This is a genomic window from Pectobacterium cacticida, from assembly GCF_036885195.1.
Taxonomy (GTDB): domain Bacteria; phylum Pseudomonadota; class Gammaproteobacteria; order Enterobacterales; family Enterobacteriaceae; genus Pectobacterium; species Pectobacterium cacticida.
The window spans coordinates 3302756-3323268 of the sequence record NZ_CP133656.1; the positions used below are offsets into that span (position 1 = coordinate 3302756).

General features: G+C 52.7%; 17 protein-coding genes. 9 read left to right on the forward strand and 8 right to left on the reverse strand.

The features are described 5' to 3' along the window. The first annotated feature begins 136 nt into the window (after positions 1–136). Both rapA and rluA read left to right on the forward strand, forming a co-directional pair. Entirely contained in the window at positions 137–3040 is a 2904-nt protein-coding gene (rapA, locus tag RFN81_RS15160) for an RNA polymerase-associated protein RapA (protein WP_264496616.1), read from the forward strand. Positions 3041–3208: 168 nt separating this feature from the next. Then, positions 3209–3862 carry a bifunctional tRNA pseudouridine(32) synthase/23S rRNA pseudouridine(746) synthase RluA gene (gene rluA, locus RFN81_RS15165; RefSeq protein ID WP_264496617.1) on the forward strand — a complete coding sequence of 218 codons (654 nt, stop codon included), beginning with the start codon at positions 3209–3211 and terminating at the stop codon, positions 3860–3862. Positions 3863–3934: 72 nt separating this feature from the next. On the opposite strand, the gene djlA is transcribed toward rluA, so the two are convergent. Next, positions 3935–4810 (reverse strand): co-chaperone DjlA, encoded by an 876-nt coding sequence (djlA, locus tag RFN81_RS15170; RefSeq protein WP_264496618.1) that lies wholly within the window; start codon positions 4808–4810, stop codon positions 3935–3937. Between the two features lie 149 nt (positions 4811–4959). On the opposite strand from djlA, the gene lptD reads away from it, so the two are divergent. The 6 genes from lptD to apaH all read left to right on the forward strand — a co-directional run bounded on the left by lptD (position 4960) and on the right by apaH (position 11810). Then, entirely contained in the window at positions 4960–7365 is a 2406-nt protein-coding gene (gene lptD, locus RFN81_RS15175) for an LPS assembly protein LptD (protein WP_264496619.1), read from the forward strand. Positions 7366–7467: 102 nt separating this feature from the next. Further along, positions 7468–8760, forward strand: a complete 1293-nt coding sequence (surA, locus tag RFN81_RS15180; RefSeq protein ID WP_264496620.1) for a peptidylprolyl isomerase SurA — start codon at positions 7468–7470, stop codon at positions 8758–8760. Continuing rightward, on the forward strand, positions 8760–9761 hold the full coding sequence (pdxA, locus tag RFN81_RS15185; RefSeq protein ID WP_264496621.1) for a 4-hydroxythreonine-4-phosphate dehydrogenase PdxA: 1002 nt from the start codon (positions 8760–8762) through the stop codon (positions 9759–9761). Before surA ends, pdxA begins: the two co-directional genes overlap by 1 nt. Next, positions 9754–10572, forward strand: coding sequence for a 16S rRNA (adenine(1518)-N(6)/adenine(1519)-N(6))-dimethyltransferase RsmA (rsmA, locus tag RFN81_RS15190; protein ID WP_264496622.1), 819 nt, complete (start codon positions 9754–9756; stop codon positions 10570–10572). Before pdxA ends, rsmA begins: the two co-directional genes overlap by 8 nt. Positions 10573–10584: 12 nt before the next feature. Beyond that, positions 10585–10962: a Co2+/Mg2+ efflux protein ApaG gene (gene apaG / locus RFN81_RS15195; protein WP_264496623.1), complete on the forward strand. Its 378-nt coding sequence runs from the start codon at positions 10585–10587 to the stop codon at positions 10960–10962. A gap of 2 nt (positions 10963–10964) precedes the next feature. Continuing rightward, positions 10965–11810 (forward strand): bis(5'-nucleosyl)-tetraphosphatase (symmetrical) ApaH, encoded by an 846-nt coding sequence (gene apaH / locus RFN81_RS15200; RefSeq protein WP_264496624.1) that lies wholly within the window; start codon positions 10965–10967, stop codon positions 11808–11810. A 21-nt stretch (positions 11811–11831) separates the two neighbouring features. Here the strand turns inward: apaH and folA are convergent, their stop codons facing one another. The 3 genes from folA to RFN81_RS15215 all read right to left on the reverse strand — a co-directional run bounded on the left by folA (position 11832) and on the right by RFN81_RS15215 (position 13647). Further along, on the reverse strand, positions 11832–12314 hold the full coding sequence (gene folA / locus RFN81_RS15205; RefSeq protein WP_264496625.1) for a type 3 dihydrofolate reductase: 483 nt from the start codon (positions 12312–12314) through the stop codon (positions 11832–11834). Between the two features lie 98 nt (positions 12315–12412). Further along, positions 12413–12883 (reverse strand): threonine/serine exporter, encoded by a 471-nt coding sequence (locus RFN81_RS15210; protein ID WP_264496626.1) that lies wholly within the window; start codon positions 12881–12883, stop codon positions 12413–12415. Then, complete coding sequence (locus RFN81_RS15215; protein WP_264499003.1) at positions 12874–13647, reverse strand: threonine/serine exporter family protein; 774 nt, start codon at positions 13645–13647, stop codon at positions 12874–12876. The genes RFN81_RS15210 and RFN81_RS15215 overlap by 10 nt, the downstream gene beginning before the upstream one ends. A gap of 219 nt (positions 13648–13866) precedes the next feature. Here RFN81_RS15215 and RFN81_RS15220 point away from each other — a divergent pair, with 219 nt between their 5' ends. Continuing rightward, positions 13867–14481, forward strand: coding sequence for a LysE family translocator (locus RFN81_RS15220; protein WP_264496627.1), 615 nt, complete (start codon positions 13867–13869; stop codon positions 14479–14481). Positions 14482–14567: 86 nt separating this feature from the next. Here the strand turns inward: RFN81_RS15220 and carB are convergent, their stop codons facing one another. The 4 genes from carB to RFN81_RS15240 form a co-directional block, all read right to left on the reverse strand. Continuing rightward, positions 14568–17792 (reverse strand): carbamoyl-phosphate synthase large subunit, encoded by a 3225-nt coding sequence (gene carB / locus RFN81_RS15225; protein ID WP_264496628.1) that lies wholly within the window; start codon positions 17790–17792, stop codon positions 14568–14570. Positions 17793–17806: 14 nt separating this feature from the next. Next, positions 17807–18955, reverse strand: coding sequence for a glutamine-hydrolyzing carbamoyl-phosphate synthase small subunit (gene carA / locus RFN81_RS15230; protein ID WP_264496629.1), 1149 nt, complete (start codon positions 18953–18955; stop codon positions 17807–17809). Between the two features lie 436 nt (positions 18956–19391). Beyond that, positions 19392–20213: a 4-hydroxy-tetrahydrodipicolinate reductase gene (dapB, locus tag RFN81_RS15235; protein ID WP_264496630.1), complete on the reverse strand. Its 822-nt coding sequence runs from the start codon at positions 20211–20213 to the stop codon at positions 19392–19394. Positions 20214–20261: 48 nt separating this feature from the next. Beyond that, positions 20262–20450, reverse strand: a complete 189-nt coding sequence (locus RFN81_RS15240) for a hypothetical protein (RefSeq protein WP_334511944.1) — start codon at positions 20448–20450, stop codon at positions 20262–20264. Between the last annotated feature and the right edge of the window lie 63 nt (positions 20451–20513).

The following is a 20513-nucleotide window of genomic DNA, read 5'->3' on the forward strand; positions in this document are numbered from 1 at the left end:
TCGGTTTGAGAGGTGACGAACGCGCCGTCATCCTTTACCATAATGCCCTTTCTGAATTGACATCAGCAGCATTATCGCCACCCGATAATGCAATCAGACATTCCCCCGACACAGACGAACATCGAGCTAAGAATTTATGCCTTTTACACTTGGTCAGCGCTGGATCAGCGATACGGAAAGCGAACTTGGATTGGGAACGGTCGTTGCCGTCGATACACGAATGGTCACGCTGCTTTTTCCCGCCAGCGGCGAAAATCGGCTTTATTCCCGCAGTGACGCGCCCATCACCCGTGTGATGTTTAATTCCGGCGATACGGTCACCAGCCATGAAGGCTGGCAGCTAAAAGTGGACGAGGTGCGGGAAGAAAACGGGTTACTAATCTATTGCGGTCGGCGTCTGGACGATGATACACCGACGGAACTCCGTGAAGTCTTTCTGGACAGCAAACTGACATTTAATAAACCCCAGGATCGCCTGTTTGCCGGGCAGATCGACCGCATGGATCGCTTTGCCCTGCGTTATCGCGCGCGTAAACATCAGCATGAACAGGCGCAGCAACAGTGGAGCGGCCTGCGCGGCATGCGTGCCAGCCTGATCCCCCATCAGCTTCACATCGCGCATGAGGTCGGCCAACGTCATGCGCCACGCGTGTTGCTGGCAGATGAAGTTGGTTTGGGGAAAACGATTGAAGCCGGGATGATCATCCACCAGCAACTGCTCGCCGGACGGGCCAGTCGCGTGTTGATTATCGTACCGGAAACCCTGCAACATCAGTGGTTGGTCGAAATGCTGCGCCGCTTTAACCTGTTGTTCTCACTGTTTGACGACGAGCGCTATGCCGAAGCCAAGCAAGACAGCAGTAATCCCTTCGAAACCGAACAACTGGTGATCTGCTCACTGGGGTTCGTGCAACGTAGCGCCCCGCGTTTTTCTCAACTCGTCAATGCCGACTGGGATCTTCTGGTCGTGGATGAAGCCCATCATCTGGCCTGGAGCGAAGAGAATCCCAGCCCGGAATATCAGGCTATTGAAGCGCTGGCTCGCGCGACGCCCGCCGTCTTGTTATTAACCGCGACGCCAGAGCAGCTCGGCCAGCAAAGCCACTTTGCGCGATTGCGCCTGCTCGATCCCAATCGCTTCCACGACTATCAGGAATTTGTTGCCGAACAGCAGCAGTATCGTCCGGTCGCCGATGCCGTCACCCTGCTATTGGCGGGGGAAAAGGCCCAAGCGGCTGAATTGAATGCCCTTAGCGACCTGCTCGGCGAACAGGATATCGAACCGCTGCTAAAAGCCATTAATAGCGATAGCGATGACAACCTGAAAGCGCGCCAGGAACTGATCACTATGTTAATGGACCGCCACGGCACCAGCCGCGTGCTGTTCAGGAACACGCGTCAGGGGGTGAAAGGTTTCCCGCAGCGCATCCTGCATCAAATCCGTCTGCCGTTGCCGGCGCAATACCAAACGGCCATTAAAGTGGCCGGCATTATGAATGCCAATAAGCCGCTGGAATCGCGCGCACGCGACATGTTGTATCCAGAACAAATTTATCAGCAGTTCGAAGGAGATGACGCCACCTGGTGGAATTTCGATCCTCGCGTGGAATGGCTGCTGAACTACCTGACTGCCAACCGCGATGAAAAAGTGCTGGTTATCTGTGCGCAGGCGACCACCGCGCTCCAGCTAGAGCAGGTGCTGCGCACGCGTGAAGCCATCCGCGCCGCCGTCTTCCATGAAGGGCTCTCAATTCTGGAACGCGACCGTGCCGCCGCTTATTTCGCCTCCGAAGAAGAAGGCGCGCAGGTGCTGATCTGTTCAGAGATTGGCTCAGAAGGCCGTAACTTCCAGTTTGCCAGCCATTTAATCATGTTCGATCTGCCATTCAATCCCGATTTGCTAGAGCAGCGTATCGGTCGCCTGGATCGTATCGGTCAGGCGAAAGAAATCCAGATTCTGGTGCCCTATTTGGAAAATACGGCGCAGGCCTTACTGGTGCGCTGGTATCATGAAGGATTAGACTCGTTTGAACACACCTGCCCAACCGGGCGTACCATCTATGATGCGCATCATACGTCGTTGCTTGAGCGATTAACGACGGTCGGTGAGCAGCAAGGGTTAGACGACTTTATTCAGGCGTGCCGCCAACAGCACGACAGCCTCAAGCAGCAACTCGAACAGGGACGCGATCGTCTGCTGGAAATGCATTCTCATGGCGGTGAACAGGCTCAGCGGTTGGCGCAGGCCATTGCCGAGCAGGATAATGACGTCAATTTAGTCACATTCGCGCTAAACCTGTTTGATATTGTGGGTATTAATCAGGAAGATCGCAGCGATAACCTCATCATTCTGACGCCTTCCGATCATATGCTGGTGCCTGATTTTCCTGGCTTACCGCAGGACGGGTGTACCATCACCTTCGATCGCGATCAGGCGCTTTCCCGCGAAGACGCCCAGTTTATCAGTTGGGAACATCCGCTCATTCGTAACGGGCTCGATCTTATTCTGTCCGGTGATACCGGAAGTTGTGCGGTTTCTTTGTTGAAAAATAAGGCGTTACCCGTCGGCACGCTGCTGGCGGAACTGATTTATGTCGTCGAAGCACAGGCGCCGAAACACCTGCAACTGACCCGTTTTCTACCGCCAACGCCAGTGCGATTATTAATGGATAGTAAAGGCAACAATTTGGCCGAACACGTCGAATTCGAGAGTTTTAACCGCCAGCTCAACGCGATAAATCGCCATATGTCTAGCAAGCTGGTGAACGCGGTACAGCCCGATGTTCACGCTATGTTGCAACAGGCGGAAACGTTGGTAGAAACGCAGGCACGTCAGCTCATTACTGAAGCTCAGGAGCAGGCCGACCTGCAATTGCGCCGCGAGTTGGAACGTTTGGAAGCGCTGAAAGCCGTCAACCCGAACATCCGTGAAGATGAGCTGACCGCATTGGAAAACCAACGTGAGCAGGTGCTGAGTAACCTGCACGAAGCCAACTGGCGTTTGGATGCAATCCGCTTGGTGGTGGTAACACATCAGTAATGTGCCGCCCGCGCGTTAGCTAGTCAGACTTTCCAGCACAGGGATAGCATCATATTAGGGAAAGCTCGGGGATGAGGTTTCCGTAGGAATACCTCACCCCGTGATAGGCTCGTGTATCTCGATCAAACAGCGACGACGTCTCTGTCTTTTGCGTATTTTGGAGCGTGAATGGAACCCTATAATCAGCCTACCGATCCCTGGTTGCATATTCTTTACCAGGATCGGCACATCATGGTGGTGAATAAACCCAGCGGATTACTGTCGGTTCCTGGCCGTGCGCCAGAACACAGAGACAGCGTCATGAGCCGCATTCAGGCCGACTACCCCACTGCCGAATCCGTCCATCGTTTGGACATGGCGACCAGCGGCGTCATGGTGGTTGCTCTGACGAAAGCCGCCGAGCGCGAATTGAAACGTCAGTTTCGCGAACGCGAACCGAAGAAGTCTTACCTTGCCCGCGTCTGGGGACACATGGCTCAAGATGATGGCATTATCGATCTACCGCTGATTTGCGATTGGCCTAACCGTCCAAAGCAAAAAGTCTGTTTTGAGACGGGGAAGTCGGCGCAAACAGCGTATCAGGTACTCTCGCGCGACGAAGACGGGACAACGCGTGTCAAACTGATGCCCATTACCGGGCGTTCTCATCAATTACGCGTTCACCTGTTGGCGCTCGGCCATCCTATTCTCGGTGATGGCTTTTATGCACACTCTGACGCCAAAGCAATGGCGCCCCGTCTATTATTGCACGCACAGGAATTAGCCATCACGCACCCAGCATTCAACACATCAATGCATTTTCGTTGCGAAGCGGAATTCTGAAATAAGGGGCGACCATAGCGTCGAGTCGGGTTTAGTCGAACCCAGGAAGTGTAGAGAGGGGAAGGAGGCCGATTATTTGGTCTGGTTCATACTCTTTAGCAGTTCATAAGCGGCCTGAATATCCTGCGCTTTACGCTTGGCTAATTCCATCATCCTGGGCGATAGCTTCTTAGCGACTAATTTATCGGGGTGATGTTCGCTCATGAGCTTGCGATAGGCCCGTTTAATTGTCGCGGCGTCATCGCCGCGACGAACCCCCAGCGTGCGGCAAGCGCTCTCGATCGTGGGCCCACGCGGCGGTGAAACCGGACGCTGACCATGATAAGAGTGGCCATTAGCACCATCATTATTACGCCACTGGTATGATTTTCCATTTTGTCGTGACTGATTCTGGCGAGACTGCTGCCCTGCGGGCCTTTCCATGTTGCGTAGAAAGTATTCGAACTGCTCGCGCGTTACCCCCAATTCATCCGCGATAACATACAATACCCGTCGTTCATTCGGATGTAGAACGCCATCGACAAACGCGACCTGAAGTTGTATTTCCAAAAACATTTTAATCAAATCAAAACGCCCCAGGCAGGCATCACGCAATTTGCGTAATTTTAGCCGCAGCGGAAAATGCACCGCCTTGCCTTCACGGAAAGCCCGCTGGGCGGCGATTCTGGCTTCACCAAACAATTCAAGACGATCCATCATTTTGGTCGCAATCCTGATGTCGGCTTCCGTTACCCGCCCTTTGGATTTAGTCAGGTGCCCCATGGCCTGAAAAGTCGTAAGGAAGAACAATGACTGACGCGTAGATTGAGCAGAGAAATAATCACGGCGACGCGATGCCCGAGCTTTGTCGATCCAATGCCCCATCAGTAATCCCATGATCATTCCCCAGATGCCAGCACTTGAGGCGATCCCTAACGCCAGCCCCAGCAACTTTCCCCAATACCGCATATACTCCTCAAATCCTCATGCCGTCAGCCAAAAATTGCTTTATCATACCTGTCATTTATCTTTGCACCTAACGGCGGTGCGTATAGGCGGCGGGGATTTAACACTGGCGCAACGCTAGCGAGTGATATAGTCTCTGACCGTTTACCGACATGATGCCTCTGATGACGGAACACCTGATACTGCGTATGAAAAAAAGTTTCCCCACGCTGCTGGCCACGTTGGTTTGGTCGGCGCTCTACAGTCAGCACGCGCTGGCCGATCTCGCTGAACAGTGCATGCTGGGTGTACCTACGTACAATCGGCCACTGGTTACGGGCGATCCCAATCAGCTGCCGGTCAATATTCAGGCCGACAAAACCGAAGCCAACTACCCGAACAACGCGACATTCATTGGTAATGTGAATATTCAGCAGGGTAATAGCGTCTTGACTGCCGAGCAAGTGCAACTGAATCAGTTGAATCCGACGACCCAGGGCAGCACGCCCATGCGAACCATTACCGCAACGGGCAACGTCCACTATGACGACAATCAGGTCATCCTGAAAGGCCCGAAAGCCTGGGCTAACCTGGATACGAAAGATACCGACGTCTATGAAGGCGACTATCAGATGGTGGGCCGTCAGGGGCGAGGGTCCGCCGACAAAATGAAAATGCGTGATAACAATCGCTACACCATTTTGGAAAATGGGTCTTTCACGTCCTGTCTGCCGGGAGATGATAGCTGGAGTGTCGTCGGTTCGGAAGTGATTCAGGACCGGGAAGAGCAGGTCGCCGAGATCTGGAACGCACGCTTCAAGATCGCTGGCGTGCCCGTATTCTATAGTCCGTATTTGCAACTTCCTATCGGCGATAAGCGCCGCTCCGGTTTCCTGATCCCCAATGCGAAATATGGTAGCAACAATGGCTTTGAGTTGCTGACGCCCTATTACTGGAACATCGCGCCTAATTTTGACGCCACCATCACACCGCATTTGCAAACCAAACGCGGCGTGCAATGGCAGAACGAATTCCGCTACCTGTCCGCGCCGGGCCTTGGCCTTATTCAGTTCGACTGGCTGCCTGACGATCGTGAATACGCCAAGATCGCACCAAAGGACGATAACGATACCCGCTGGCTGTTCCATTGGGGCCACAACGGCGTAATGGATCAGGTGTGGCGATTTGAAGCCGACTACACCAAAGTCAGCGACGATCGCTATTTCACCGATCTGGACTCGCATTACGGTTCAACCACCGATGGCTACGTCACCCAAAAATTAAGCGCAGGCTATGCGAACCAAAATTGGAACACCACGCTGTCCACCCGACAATTCCAGGTCTTTTCCAATGCGACCAGCCGTGATGTTTACCGCGCTGAGCCACAGCTTGATTTCAATTATTACCAGAATGATATCGGCCCGGTTGATATGCACCTTTATGGCCAGGCGGTAAAATTTACCAACGTTAACGATGACCGGCCGGAAGCAACCCGTTTGCACCTTGAACCCACGCTAAATCTCCCGCTGGCAAACCGCTGGGCCAGCCTGAATACCGAGGCCAAGCTATTAGCGACGCACTATCAGCAAGACAACCTGGATCGTTATCGCGCCGCTTCAACGCCTAACATCGCCCAGAATACTAAAGATGCACTAAAAGGTTCTGTGAATAGGGTAATTCCGCAGTATAAAATTGATGGAAAAATGGTCTTTGAGCGCGAAATGGACTGGTCACAGGCCTATACCCAGACGCTGGAACCCCGTGCACAGTATCTATACGTACCTTATCGCGATCAGAGCAGTATCCATACCTATGACTCCACGCTACTGCAAACGGACTACTCGGGTTTATTCCGTGACCGTAGCTACAGCGGGCTGGATCGCATCGCTTCCGCCAATCAATTGGTGACCGGTATCACTACGCGTATTTACGATGATGCGCTGGTTGAACGTTTTAACGCTTCTATTGGTCAAATCTATTACTTCGATCGCCCGCGCACCGGCGATCGTAACACCTCGCTCGATAAAAATAATAATAATGGCAGCCAGGTGTGGGCGGGTGACGCCTTCCTGAAAATCGATGATCGCTGGGGGGTTCGCGGAGGGCTTCAGTACGATAATCGCCAGAACGAAGTGGCGCTGGGTGACGCCGTGTTAGAGTATCGTCGCGATGCCGAGCGCCTGGTACAGTTGAACTATCGATACGCCAGCCCTGAATATATACGGGATATGATCCCGAATGTTACGAACCCTGGCTTCCAGCAAGGTATTTCGCAGGTCGGCGTTACCGCAAGCTGGCCGATTGTCGATCGTTGGGCCGTCGTGGGCGCATATTACTACGACACCAAAGCCAATCAGCCAGCAAACCAGCTTATTGGCTTACAATACAATACGTGCTGCTGGGCTGTGAGTGTCGGTTACGAACGTAAAATTACCGATTGGAACAGCGCCAGCCACAGCAGTGAATACGACAACAAAGTGTCGTTTAATATCGAATTACGTGGTTTAAGCAGCAATTATGGTCTGGGTTCCGAAAAAATGCTGCGCTCGGGGATTATGCCCTACCAGCGCGCATTCTGATATCACGCGGAGTGCTGAGCCGATCGGTAGTTCGGAATCAGATTATCTCTATGCAATGTCGTAACTTTTAACCCGCCTGGCGGATGAAATAATGGGAAAGGTATGAAGAACTGGAGAACGCTTATTCTCGGATTGGCACTGAGTGCCTCTACCGCGTTCGCAGCACCACAGGTGGTTGATAAAGTCGCTGCCGTGGTAGATAACAGCGTCGTATTGGAAAGTGATGTAAACGGTCTCTTGCAGTCGGTAAAACTGAACGCTCAGCAAGCCGGGCAGTCATTGCCGGATGATGCCACGCTGCGTCATCAGATTATTGACCGTTTGATCATGGATAACATCATTCTGCAAATGGCGCAGAAAATGGGGATTCAGGTGACGGATGAGCAACTGGATCAGGCTATTGCTAATATTGCCGCCCAGAACCGGATGTCGCTGGAACAATTAAAAAGTCAGTTGGCTTATGAAGGGCTGAACTACAACACCTATCGTAACCAAATTCGTAAAGAGATGCTGATCGCGGAAGTACGTAATAACGAGGTGCGTCGCCGCGTGACGGTTCTACCACAGGAAGTCGATACGCTGGCGAAACAAATCGCCAACCAGACCGGTGAAAATGACGAGCTTAACCTGAGCCATATTCTGATCCCATTGCCGGAGAATCCGACGCAACAGCAGGTTGATGAGGCGGAAAATCTGGCGACGTCGCTGGTGAAACAAATCAACGATGGAGCAGATTTTGCCAAATTGGCTATCACCTACTCGGCGGACTCTCAGGCATTGAAAGGCGGTCAAATGGGCTGGGGCAGATTACAGGAGATCCCAACATTGTTCGCCGAACGCTTAACCCAGGCGCATAAAGGTCAAATCGTCGGCCCGATTCGTTCTGGCGTGGGTTTCCACATTTTGAAGGTGAACGATATTCGCGGCGGCAACAAAAGCGTATCGGTCACTGAGGTTCATGCGCGTCATATTTTGATCAGGCCCTCCGTCGTTATGACAGATAGTCAAACGCAAGCCAAGCTGGCCGAAGTGGCGCAGCAAATTAAAAATGGCAGCACTGACTTCGCCACTCAGGCCAAATTGCTCTCTCAGGATCCTGGTTCAGCAAACCAAGGGGGCGACCTGGGCTGGGCTTCTCCCGATATGTACGATCCGGCCTTCCGCGATGCGCTATTGAAACTGAAAAAAGGGGAAATCAGTCAGCCAATTCACTCCGCATTTGGTTGGCACCTGATACAGTTGCTCGATACCCGTCAGGTCGATAAAACTGACGCCGTGCAAAAAGAGCAGGCTTATCGCATGATTTTTAATCGTAAATTTGCTGAAGAAGCGCAGACCTGGATGCAGGAGCAGCGTGCCGCAGCCTATGTCAAAGTGATTGATGGCGCGAACTGATGCAAATTGAGAGCAATACGCCACGCGTTGTGATCACCCCCGGCGAACCCGCCGGGATTGGCCCCGATTTGGTTATCGCTCTGGCGCAGCGGAGCTGGCCTGTAGAGCTGGTTTGCTGCGCAGATCCTGACCTGTTACTCTTGCGGGCATTGCAATTAGCGATGCCGCTGACATTACGCAACTATCAATACGACCAGCCCGCACGGCCACAGCAGGCCGGCAGCCTCACTATTCTGCCTATCGCCGCCCCAGTGACCGCGATCCCTGGTAAATTAAGCGTCACCAACAGCACTTATGTGGTGGAAACCCTTGCGCGTGCCTGTGACGGCTGTCTGAACGGTGAGTTCGCCGCATTGATCACTGGCCCGGTGCATAAAGGCATCATCAATGATGGCGGCGTTTCCTTCAGCGGGCACACTGAGTTTTTCGCCGCTCGCAGCGGTTGTCCACGAGTGGTCATGATGCTGGCGACGGAAGAACTGCGTGTGGCGTTAGCGACAACGCATCTGCCGCTTGCAGCCGTTCCTGCGGCCATTACCCGCCAGAGCCTGCACGAAGTCATCACGATTTTGCACCATGATTTGCGGGCAAAATTCGGCATTGCGCAACCGCAGATTTATGTTTGTGGATTGAACCCGCATGCCGGTGAAGGCGGGCATATGGGCCGTGAGGAGCTGGATGTTATTACCCCGGCCCTGGACGAATTGCGGCAACAAGGCATCACGCTGATTGGCCCGCTGCCCGCCGATACACTGTTCCAGCCCAAATATCTCCAGCACGCTGACGCGGTGTTGGCGATGTATCACGATCAAGGGCTTCCGGTGCTGAAATATCAGGGCTTCGGGCGCGCCGTCAATATCACGCTGGGGTTACCTTTCATTCGCACATCCGTTGACCATGGCACCGCCCTTGAGCTAGCCGCAACCGGCAGTGCCGATCCCGGCAGCTTCATCACGGCATTAAATCTTGCCATTAAAATGATAAAACACAGTAATGAATAATCGCGTACACCAAGGTCACCTTGCCCGTAAACGTTTTGGGCAAAATTTTTTAAACGATCGCTTCGTAATCGATAGCATCGTTTCAGCCATTCACCCGCAGCGCGATCAGGCCATTGTCGAGATCGGCCCCGGCCTCGGCGCACTAACGGCACCTATCGGTGAACAGGTGGATCGTTTTACCGTCATTGAGCTGGATAGAGATCTGGCGGCACGGCTGGCGACGCACCCAACACTAAAAGACAAATTGACGATTATTCAGCAAGACGCCATGACGGTCGATTTCGCTGCGCTCGCTGAGCAAGCCGGGCAGCCGCTGCGTGTTTTTGGCAACCTGCCATACAATATTTCCACGCCACTGATGTTCCACTTATTCACCTATACTCAAGCTATTCGTGACATGCACTTTATGTTGCAGAAAGAAGTGGTTAATCGCCTGGTCGCGGGGCCGAATAGTAAAGCGTTTGGCCGTCTGAGCGTCATGGCGCAGTATTATTGCCAGGTGATTCCGGTGCTTGAAGTGCCGCCGGAGGCATTTAAACCCGCGCCTAAAGTGGACTCCGCCGTCGTGCGCCTTGTGCCTCATGACGTGATCCCCCACCCGGTCAGCGATATTCGCGTGCTAAGCCGCATCACAACGGAAGCGTTTAACCAGCGCCGCAAGACACTGCGCAATAGTCTAAGTAACCTGTTCACCACGGAGATTCTCGTTGAGTTGGGGATCGATGCGACCTGCCGCGCAGAGAATGTGCCCGTTGAGCAATACTGCCAATTGGCGAACTGGTTAAGCGAGCATTCGGCAAAACAGGAATAACGGGAGTTCACCATGATCAATGCGCCCCGCGTTTGTGTACAAACTCAGAGTTTCTACGTGGAATCACAATCGAACCCAAGCGAGGAACGTTTCGTCTTTGCTTACACCATGACGGTGCGTAACCTGGGGCGCCATGAGATACAGCTTATCGGGCGCTATTGGTTGATCACCAACGGGAATGGTCGCCAGACCGAAGTGCAGGGTGAAGGGGTGGTCGGTGAACAACCTATCATCCTCCCTGGCGGCGAATTCCAATATACCAGCGGTGCCGTTATAGAAACGCCTCTCGGCACAATGGAAGGCCACTACCATATGATTGACCATCAGGGCAACGCGTTTCAGGTTGCAATTCCCGTATTTCGTCTGGCTATCCCTTCACTGATACATTAATTATGTCTACTTATTTAATTGGCGATGTTCACGGCTGTTTCGCCGAACTCAACGCGCTGTTAGCGCAAGTTTCCTTTAATCCTGAGCACGACACGCTGTGGTTAACCGGCGATCTCGTTGCGCGCGGGCCAGATTCACTCCAGGTACTACGCTTCGTCCGCTCCCTGGGTTCCTCTGTCCGTATAGTGTTGGGTAATCACGATCTTCATCTGTTAGCCGTCTATGCTGGCATCAGCCGCAGCAAACCCAAAGATCGCATTGGCGATCTCCTTTCTGCACCAGATGCGGATGAGCTCATCAATTGGCTACGTCGTCAGCCGCTCCTACAAGTCGATGAGAATCTAAAACTGGTTATGGCGCACGCGGGGATTACGCCACAGTGGGATCTGCCGACGGCAATGATGTGCGCCCGTGAAGTTGAGTCTATCCTGAGCAGCGATAGCTATCCGTTGTTCCTTGATGCCATGTATGGCGATATGCCAAACCACTGGAGCCCGGAACTGAGCGGGCTGGCACGTTTACGTTTTAGTACCAACGTTTTTACCCGTATGCGCTACTGCTTCTCCGGCGGGCAATTGGATATGCTGTGTAAAGCACCACCAAGTCATGCTCCCTCACTGCTAAAACCGTGGTTTGATTTACCCAGCAAGATAGCCGGAGAATATGCGATTGTGTTTGGACATTGGGCATCATTAGAAGGAAAAGGCACACCGGAAAACATCTATGCGCTAGACACCGGATGCTGCTGGGGAGGAGCGCTGACGATGCTGCGATGGGATGATAAGCGCTATTTCACCCAACCATCGCTCTCATTGGGAACCGAATGCGCTGGCGAGAACCTATCCTAAGTTATCGCAAGAATACGCCGCTTAGCGGCGTTCCAGAATTTCAAAGCAGTAAGCATGTGAGTTGCGCTCGTCGGCATCATGAAATTCGCTGAAAACAGACTGCCACTCATCCGGCGCATAGTCAGGGAAATGTGTATCACCTTCTACCTCAGCATCGATATGCGTCAGGTAGAGGCGATTGGCCTGCGCCAACATTTGTCGATACACGTTGCCACCACCAATCACCATGACTTCTTCTGCGTCTCTCGCCGCCGCGAGCGCCGCTTCCAGCGTGGATACCCAGGTGACGCGGTCGTCATCACCGGGACGGCTGCTAACGACAATGTTCAAACGTCCCGGCAGCGGCTGGCCAATAGAACGAAAAGTATTGCGCCCCATAATAATCGGCTTGTTAAGCGTATGACGCTTAAACCATGCCAGATCGGCCGGCAAATGCCACGGCATTGAATTTTCTCTGCCAATCACACGATCTACTGCCAGCGCCGCAATCAAACTAATCACCATGGTAAAAAAACCCTATAGGTCAGAAAATTGCAGACACTATACGGAAAGCCCTTTCTCTCGTCGATACGAAGACCCAGCGGAAATGTAATATAGGAATTTTAGACCCCGGGGCGTTTACGGTAGAGCCAGATCCCCGGCAGAGATAACCCGATAGAGAGTGCACCGACGATAAAGCTTGCCTTCAGAAACTGCGTCATCATGATCTTCATCAGCGCTTCACTGTAGCCAAGGTGCGAAATTTCCACGACTGAAATCATCGCGGTATAGGCGGGAATACCCGGAAACATTGGGATGACCGCCGCGACGGTGAAGACTTTGGGATGCGCCAATAGCCAACGCGACCAGCGTATACCGATAGTACCAATGAGGATTGCCGTCAGAAACGAGGCCCATTCGATGTTCATACCAAAATGCATCGCCAGAAATCTGGCGCCGTGCCCAACCCCTCCTAGCAGCGCACAATAAGGCAGCGCTTTCCGCGGCACGTTGAAGACCATCGCAAACCCCAACGCAGGAATCGCCGCCAACACCATGTCCTGCACAAGCGCCCATAATAAACTTACGCCCATCCGCGCAGCCCCCACAGCGACATTGCCATCACGACTCCAATACAGGTCGCCAGCGTCAGTAAACTCGCCACCGTCCAGCGAGCCATGCCGGTATTCACATGCCCTTTAAACATATCCGCCACGGCGTTAATCAGCGGGAACCCCGGCACCAGCAGCAGCACACTTGCCGCCATCGCCACCGTCGAGGTTTGAGAAAACGCCGGTAAACGCATCAACAGTCCAGATACCGATGTCGCGACAAATGCCGTCATACAGAAGTTGATCAATGGGTTCAACTGCCGGGCCGTGAGGATCTGCCGGACGTACATCGCGAAGCCGCTGGCAATTAACGTGACAATAAACGCATCCCATCCGCCCCCGTTCAAGCGACTGAAACAACCACAGGAGAGCGCGACGACAGAAACCATCAGCCAACGCGGATAGCGCAGAGGTTTGATATTGCCCAGACGCTTTTCCACTCCCGCGACATCCAGCAGTTTATGCTCGGCCATAATGACGGCATGCTGCACTTCAATGACAACATGCATATTAATGCCACGATCCACATTCTTGCGCGTCGATGTCAGGCAATGCCCCTGCATGATGGTCGTCAGGACAATCGCATTCGCTGAAATTGAGCTCTCCACACTATCCGCGCCGAGCGCCATGCCTAACCGTGACGATAGCTGTTCCACAACAGCACTCTCTGCGCCGTGCTGTAACAATAGCAATGCACACTGGATGCATAGCCGAGTAATTTCCCGCTGCTGTGGCGCTTCCCCCAGTGGCTTTACACAGCTGACTTTTTCTACATTACATAATCGTTCACGGTTCTCACTTTCACTGACCATGTCGTTATCTCAACCTACCCAGAAGCAACCATAAAAAATGAAAGGCTACTTGTTAACATATCGCCGCCGAATAACCAATAAGAGTGATGCGAATTAATGGTTCCGGCGCTATCATCTCAGCCATTATTACGACGTTCACGCCTTGGAATAACCATGCTGGAAACCTCATTATTTGTCGCCACTATCGCCACGCTGGGCATGATTTCCCCCGGCCCCGATTTTTTTCTCGTCATTAAAAACGCCACACGCTATCCGCGTATTACCGCGTTAACGACCGCATTTGGCGTTATCTGCGGGGTAGCAACCCATATGGCGTACTGTGTCGCCGGGCTGGCTGTCGTCATTACCACCACGCCGTGGCTATTTAATGTACTGAAATATGCTGGTGCCGCCTATCTGATCTGGATCGGTATTCAGGCATTATGCGCACGCGGCGGCAGCAAAATGGAGGTTTCACCGCAGGAAAAACAGGACGTCAGCCTGAAAAAAGCCTTTCTGCAAGGTTACTTTTGTAACCTACTTAACCCCAAGGCCACATTATTCTTCCTGGCGGTGTTTACACAAGTTCTGAACATTCACTCCGGCATTGGCGAAAAGCTCTGGTATGCCATGATTATCTGGCTGTTATCGGCCATCTGGTGGCCACTGCTGGTTATGCTATTCCAAAGCGCGCCGGTCCGACGTGGGCTGGCTAAAGCACAGAAGGGGGTGGATAAAGTGCTAGGCACAGTGTTGATTGCATTGGGTATCAAAGTGGCGCTGGGATAAAATTCGCCGCTTTATCAATAGAAAAGCCAGCACTGTCGCCAGCGCTGGCTTTTCCCCTTCATTTCCCGCTGACTGAAACCGGTTAATCAGCCTTTAATCATCGCATGCATTTCCTGTACGGAAGTGACCTTCTCCGTTGGATCTGCCGTCAATGACATTGCCGTCGCGAAACCACCGTTCAGTGTGGTGTCGTAATGCACCTTGTATTGCAGCGCGCTACGGCGAATTAGCTTGGAATCCTCAATCGCCTGACGCCCTGCGGTGGTGTTGACGATGTAGGTGTACTCGCCGTTCTTAATACGATCCTGAATGTGCGGACGGCCTTCATGCACCTTGTTGACCAGGCGTGGATTAATGCCCGCTTCGCCCAGCTCAACCGCCGTGCCGTGAGTCGCATCCAGCTCGAAGCCGTGCTTCAGCAACTTAGCCGCCAGATCCACCACGCGCGCTTTGTCGCCTTCGCGTACAGACAGCAGGGCGCGCCCGGTTTTCTTCATGTGCGAGTTGCTGCCCAGCATCGCCTTGGCAAACGCTTCGGCAAACGTACGACCGACACCCATCACTTCCCCTGTCGATCGCATTTCTGGCCCCAGAATAGGGTCAACGCCAGGGAATTTGTTAAACGGCAGCACCACTTCTTTCACTGAGTAATACGGCGGGATAGTTTCTTTAGTCACGCCCTGCTCGGCTAACGTTTTGCCAGCCATCACGCGCGCCGCAACCTTTGCCAACGGAACGCCGGTCGCTTTCGACACAAACGGTACGGTACGTGCTGCACGCGGGTTCACTTCAATCAGATAGACTTCGTTATTCTTCACCGCAAACTGCACGTTCATCAGGCCACGAACACACAGTTCGAACGCCAGTTTTTCAACCTGCTGACGCATCACATCCTGAATTTCTTTGCTTAACGTGTAAGCAGGCAGTGAGCAAGCCGAGTCGCCGGAATGCACGCCCGCCTGCTCAATGTGTTCCATAATACCGCCAATCAGCACGCGCTCACCGTCGCAAATCGCATCGACATCGACTTCGATCGCATCATCAAGGAAGTGATCTAGCAGAACTGGCGCATCGTTAGACACGTTCACCGCGTTTTGGAAGTAGCGACGCAGGTCGATTTCGTCATACACGATTTCCATCGCGCGCCCCCCCAACACATAAGAAGGACGAACGACCAACGGATAGCCAATGCCGCGCGCTTTTTCTACCGCCTGCTCAATGGTCGCAACCGTGGCGTTCGCAGGCTGTTTCAGCCCCAGACGATTTACTGCCTGTTGGAAACGCTCGCGATCTTCCGCGCGGTCAATCGCATCCGGGCTGGTGCCGATAACCGGTACGCCCGCCGCTTCCAGCGCCCGCGCCAGTTTTAGCGGCGTCTGGCCGCCGTATTGCACGATAACGCCTTTTGGCTTCTCAATACGGACGATTTCCAGCACGTCTTCAAAGGTGACCGGCTCGAAGTACAGGCGGTCAGATGTATCATAGTCGGTTGAAACGGTTTCCGGGTTACAGTTGACCATGATGGTTTCATAGCCATCTTCACGCAGCGCCAGCGAAGCATGGACGCAGCAGTAGTCAAATTCAATCCCCTGGCCGATACGGTTAGGCCCGCCGCCCAGTACCATGATTTTGTCACGATCCTGAGTCGGGTTTGATTCACACTCTTCTTCGTACGTGGAGTACATATAGGCCGTATCGGTGGAGAATTCGGCCGCACAGGTATCGACCCGCTTATAGACCGGATGCAAGTCGAACTTATCGCGCAGTTTGCGAATCTCGCTTTCCGCTACGCCAGCCAGCTTCGCCAGACGCGCATCGGCAAAGCCTTTACGCTTCAGCATGCGCAGGAAGTCGGCATCCAGCGCGGTAGCGCCTTTTTCGGCGACCAGCTCTTCCAGACGCACCAATTCTTCAATCTGTACCAGGAACCAACGATCGATGTTGGTCAGGTTAAATACGCCATCAACGGACATCCCCGCACGGAACGCATCCGCGATATACCAGATACGCTCGGCACCGGCATCTTTCAGCTCGCGGCGAATTTTAGTCAACGCTTCCGGGTCATCTAAATCAACTTTCGGATCGAAGCCCGTTGCGCCGACCTCCAGACCGCGTAGCGCCTTCTGCAAAGACTCTTGTTGCGTGCGGCCAATCGCCATCACTTCACCGACGGACTTCATCTGCGTGGTTAGGCGGTCGTTGGCGCCGGCGAATTTTTCAAAATTGAAACGCGGGATCTTGGTAACGACGTAGTCGAGCGCGGGTTCGAAAGACGCCGGCGTGCGGCCGCCCGTGATGTCGTTCATCAGTTCATCGAGCGTGTAACCCACCGCCAGTTTAGCCGCCACTTTCGCAATCGGGAAACCCGTCGCTTTCGATGCCAGCGCGGAAGATCGTGAGACGCGTGGATTCATTTCAATCACGATCAGACGACCGGTTTTCGGGTTCACCGAGAACTGAACGTTAGAACCGCCCGTTTCTACGCCAATTTCACGCAGCACCGCCATTGAGGCGTTACGCATGATTTGGTATTCCTTATCCGTCAGCGTTTGTGCGGGCGCGACGGTGATGGAGTCACCAGTGTGGATCCCCATCGCATCAAAGTTTTCGATTGAGCAGACGATGATGCAGTTGTCGTTCTTATCACGCACCACTTCCATCTCATACTCTTTCCAACCAATCAGCGATTCATCAATCAGCAGCTCTTTGGTTGGCGAAAGATCTAACCCGCGTTCGCAGATCTCTTCAAACTCTTCACGGTTATAAGCAATACCGCCACCGGTGCCTCCCATCGTAAAGGAAGGACGGATAATGCATGGGAAACCGACGTCAGCCGCGACAGCCAGCGCTTCTTCCATGTTATGCGCAATACCGGAACGCGCGGTATCCAGACCGATCTTCTTCATCGCGACGTCGAAACGGCGGCGATCTTCTGCTTTATCAATGGCATCCGCTGTGGCGCCGATCATGGTGACGCCGAACTCGGCCAGCACGCCCTGACGTTCCAGCTCCAGCGCACAATTCAGTGCCGTCTGCCCCCCCATCGTGGGCAGCACCGCGTCCGGACGTTCTTTTTCAATAATTTTGCGTACCACTTCCCAATGAATCGGCTCAATGTAAGTAGCGTCGGCCATTTCCGGGTCGGTCATGATGGTGGCGGGGTTAGAGTTCACCAGAATAACGCGGTAGCCCTCTTCACGCAGCGCTTTACAAGCTTGCGCGCCTGAATAATCGAACTCGCACGCCTGGCCGATAACAATTGGACCTGCGCCCAGAATCAGGATGCTTTTAATATCTGTACGTTTTGGCATTTTCTCGCTCCTGATTATTTCGCTGAAGAACGGTAAGTCTGAATCAAGTCAATAAAATGGTCGAAAAACGGCGCGGCGTCGTGCGGGCCGGGGCTGGCTTCAGGGTGCCCCTGAAAGCTGAACGCCGGTTTGTCGGTACGATGAATCCCCTGAACCGTATGGTCAAACAAGGATTTATGCGTCACGCGTAGCGTGTCGGGCAGGTTGTCTTCGTCAACGGCAAAGCCATGATTCTGCGCGGTGATCATCACCGTGTTGTGGTCCAAATCTTTTACCGGATGGTTACCGCCGTGATGCCCCAACTTCATTTTAAGGGTTTTCGCACCGCTCGCCAGCGCCAGCAGTTGGTGACCCAGGCAGATGCCAAATACCGGAATATCGGTATCCAGGAAGGTTTTAATTGCGCGAATGGCGTAGTCACAAGGTTCCGGATCGCCTGGGCCGTTAGAGAGGAAAATACCGTCCGGATTCAGTTTCAGCACCTCTTCGGCGGGTGTCTGCGCAGGAACGACCGTCAGACGGCAGCCGCGATCCACCAGCATACGCAAAATGTTGCGTTTCACACCGTAGTCATAGGCCACGACGTGGTAAGGCAGTTCGCTTTCGTTTTTCGCCGCAGGCAATTCACCGTCCAGCGTCCAGCTTCCCTGTAACCAGCTGTAGCTTTGCGCCGTCGTCACTTCTTTTGCCAGATCCATCCCTTTCAGCCCAGGGAACGCTTGCGCTTTCTCCAGCGCGACAGCGGCATCCGGCGCATCGCCAGCGATGATGCAGCCATTCTGTGCGCCTTTTTCACGCAGCAGACGGGTCAGTTTACGGGTATCGATGTCAGCAATGGCGACAATGTTATTGCGTTTGAGGTATTCAGATAGACTTTCTTCACTGCGGTAGTTGCTGGCAATCAAAGGTAAATCGCGAATAACCAAACCTTGAGCCTGTACAGAGGAGGATTCTTCATCGTTGGCATTGGCGCCGACATTACCGATATGGGGATAAGTGAGAGTGACAATCTGGCGGGAATAGGAAGGATCAGTAAGGATTTCTTGATAACCGGTCATCGACGTATTGAAGACCACTTCCCCCACTGCCGACCCTTCTGCCCCAATGGCCCGACCGTGGAATTGGGTTCCGTCTTCCAGAACCAATAGCGCTGACTTAATCAAAACACCCTCCAAGGAATAAACAATCACGTTATTTGCATATTAATTCAGATTGGCGCCACTAAATCAATGCAAAAACTACCTGTAAGGCCAATTTTTGGCAAATTGGGCGCATTTTAATGATGGTCTGGCCGATTGTCTACTCAAACCGTTTTTTTTCTCTTATTTTTATGCTTTCCGAAATAAATAATCGTCCACAGACGTAAAAACCCCGATTAACTCTAATAAGTAAACGGTTGCGAGATAATATCGTTAAAATACGGATAATAAATCGTCAGTAGAGGGCGTGACTGGGGTAAAGGGAGAGAATTACCGCTAAAAATACGAACAAAAATAAGATAAAAACAAATAATGTTAAAAACATTATCTATAACCGATAAAAACAAAGGTGATTAAAAAAATAACCACCTTTATCATAAATATACGATATTAAAAAAAACTACAAATCAGCCAGAGAAAGCACATCTCTCATATCAAAGAGCCCACTTTCTTTCGAGCTAACCCAGATAGCGGCTCTTACTGCACCTTTTGCAAAGGTCATACGACTGGATGCCTTGTGGGTAATCTCGACGCGCTCGCCGATATCAGCAAACATCGCCGTATGCTCACCGACAATATCGCCTGCTCGTACGGTTGCAAATCCAATGCTTTTCGGATCGCGTTCGCCGGTATGACCTTCACGCGCGTACACGGCGCAAGACTTCAGATCGCGCCCCAGCGCATCGGCAATCGCTTCCCCCATCGCCAGCGCGGTGCCAGACGGCGCATCGACTTTGTGGCGATGGTGTGCTTCAATGATCTCGATATCGGTATAGTCGCCCATGACCTTGGCGGCTTTTTCCAGCAGCTTCAGCATGACATTGACGCCGACACTGAAGTTCGCAGCAAACACAATCCCGATATCCTGCGCCGCCTGCTTAATCGCCGCTTTGCCAGCGTCATCAAAACCGGTTGTTCCAATAATCATGCTCTTACGATGCTGACGGCAGAATGCCAGATGCGCCAATGTGCCTTCCGGGCGTGTGAAATCGATTAATACATCGAAATCATGCTCTACGGTATCAAGGCTTTCCTTCACAATAATGCCGCTTTTAGCCAACCCGGAGAGCTCACCGGCATCGCTCCCAATCAGGGACGAACCAGAACGCTCCAGCGCGGCGCCCAATACCACGCCGTCTGTTTGCTCAATAGCCTGAATTAGCTGGCGTCCCATACGACCGCCAGCCCCTACAACCGCTATACGGATGGTTGAATCCTTCATAAAGTCTCTCTCTTCTTTTAATCCTGACGACATAATAATGACATCAGGTTAACGGGCGTTGCGCACTATCGCCAGCGGGATTTGCCGCCAGATGAGAAAATACGGTTTGAAACCACAGAAAATCAGTAAAACGGCCTCACTATAACCGGCAGAATGGCGTTTGAAAGCGATGAAAAGCCGTAAGGCATTTGAAAACAGACAAGGAAGGTCAAAAATAAACCACACACCGTAATGCATAAAAATTCATTTTTATGCATTAATACTGTCATGGGTGAATACAAGCAGATAAAGCGGAAGGGA

What these genes read in the sequence shown, in the direction of transcription:
- carB (WP_264496628.1), bottom strand. Translation starts at nt 17,792, where the DNA reads ATGCCAAAACGTACAGATATTAAAAGCATCCTGATTCTGGGCGCAGGT.
- lptD (WP_264496619.1), top strand. Translation starts at nt 4,960, where the DNA reads ATGATGCCTCTGATGACGGAACACCTGATACTGCGTATGAAAAAAAGT.
- RFN81_RS15220 (WP_264496627.1), top strand. Translation starts at nt 13,867, where the DNA reads ATGCTGGAAACCTCATTATTTGTCGCCACTATCGCCACGCTGGGCATG.
- rluA (WP_264496617.1), top strand. Translation starts at nt 3,209, where the DNA reads ATGGAACCCTATAATCAGCCTACCGATCCCTGGTTGCATATTCTTTAC.
- pdxA (WP_264496621.1), top strand. Translation starts at nt 8,760, where the DNA reads ATGCAAATTGAGAGCAATACGCCACGCGTTGTGATCACCCCCGGCGAA.
- rsmA (WP_264496622.1), top strand. Translation starts at nt 9,754, where the DNA reads ATGAATAATCGCGTACACCAAGGTCACCTTGCCCGTAAACGTTTTGGG.
- surA (WP_264496620.1), top strand. Translation starts at nt 7,468, where the DNA reads ATGAAGAACTGGAGAACGCTTATTCTCGGATTGGCACTGAGTGCCTCT.
- apaH (WP_264496624.1), top strand. Translation starts at nt 10,965, where the DNA reads ATGTCTACTTATTTAATTGGCGATGTTCACGGCTGTTTCGCCGAACTC.
- RFN81_RS15240 (WP_334511944.1), bottom strand. Translation starts at nt 20,450, where the DNA reads ATGCATTACGGTGTGTGGTTTATTTTTGACCTTCCTTGTCTGTTTTCA.
- dapB (WP_264496630.1), bottom strand. Translation starts at nt 20,213, where the DNA reads ATGAAGGATTCAACCATCCGTATAGCGGTTGTAGGGGCTGGCGGTCGT.
- folA (WP_264496625.1), bottom strand. Translation starts at nt 12,314, where the DNA reads ATGGTGATTAGTTTGATTGCGGCGCTGGCAGTAGATCGTGTGATTGGC.
- rapA (WP_264496616.1), top strand. Translation starts at nt 137, where the DNA reads ATGCCTTTTACACTTGGTCAGCGCTGGATCAGCGATACGGAAAGCGAA.
- apaG (WP_264496623.1), top strand. Translation starts at nt 10,585, where the DNA reads ATGATCAATGCGCCCCGCGTTTGTGTACAAACTCAGAGTTTCTACGTG.
- RFN81_RS15210 (WP_264496626.1), bottom strand. Translation starts at nt 12,883, where the DNA reads ATGGGCGTAAGTTTATTATGGGCGCTTGTGCAGGACATGGTGTTGGCG.
- djlA (WP_264496618.1), bottom strand. Translation starts at nt 4,810, where the DNA reads ATGCGGTATTGGGGAAAGTTGCTGGGGCTGGCGTTAGGGATCGCCTCA.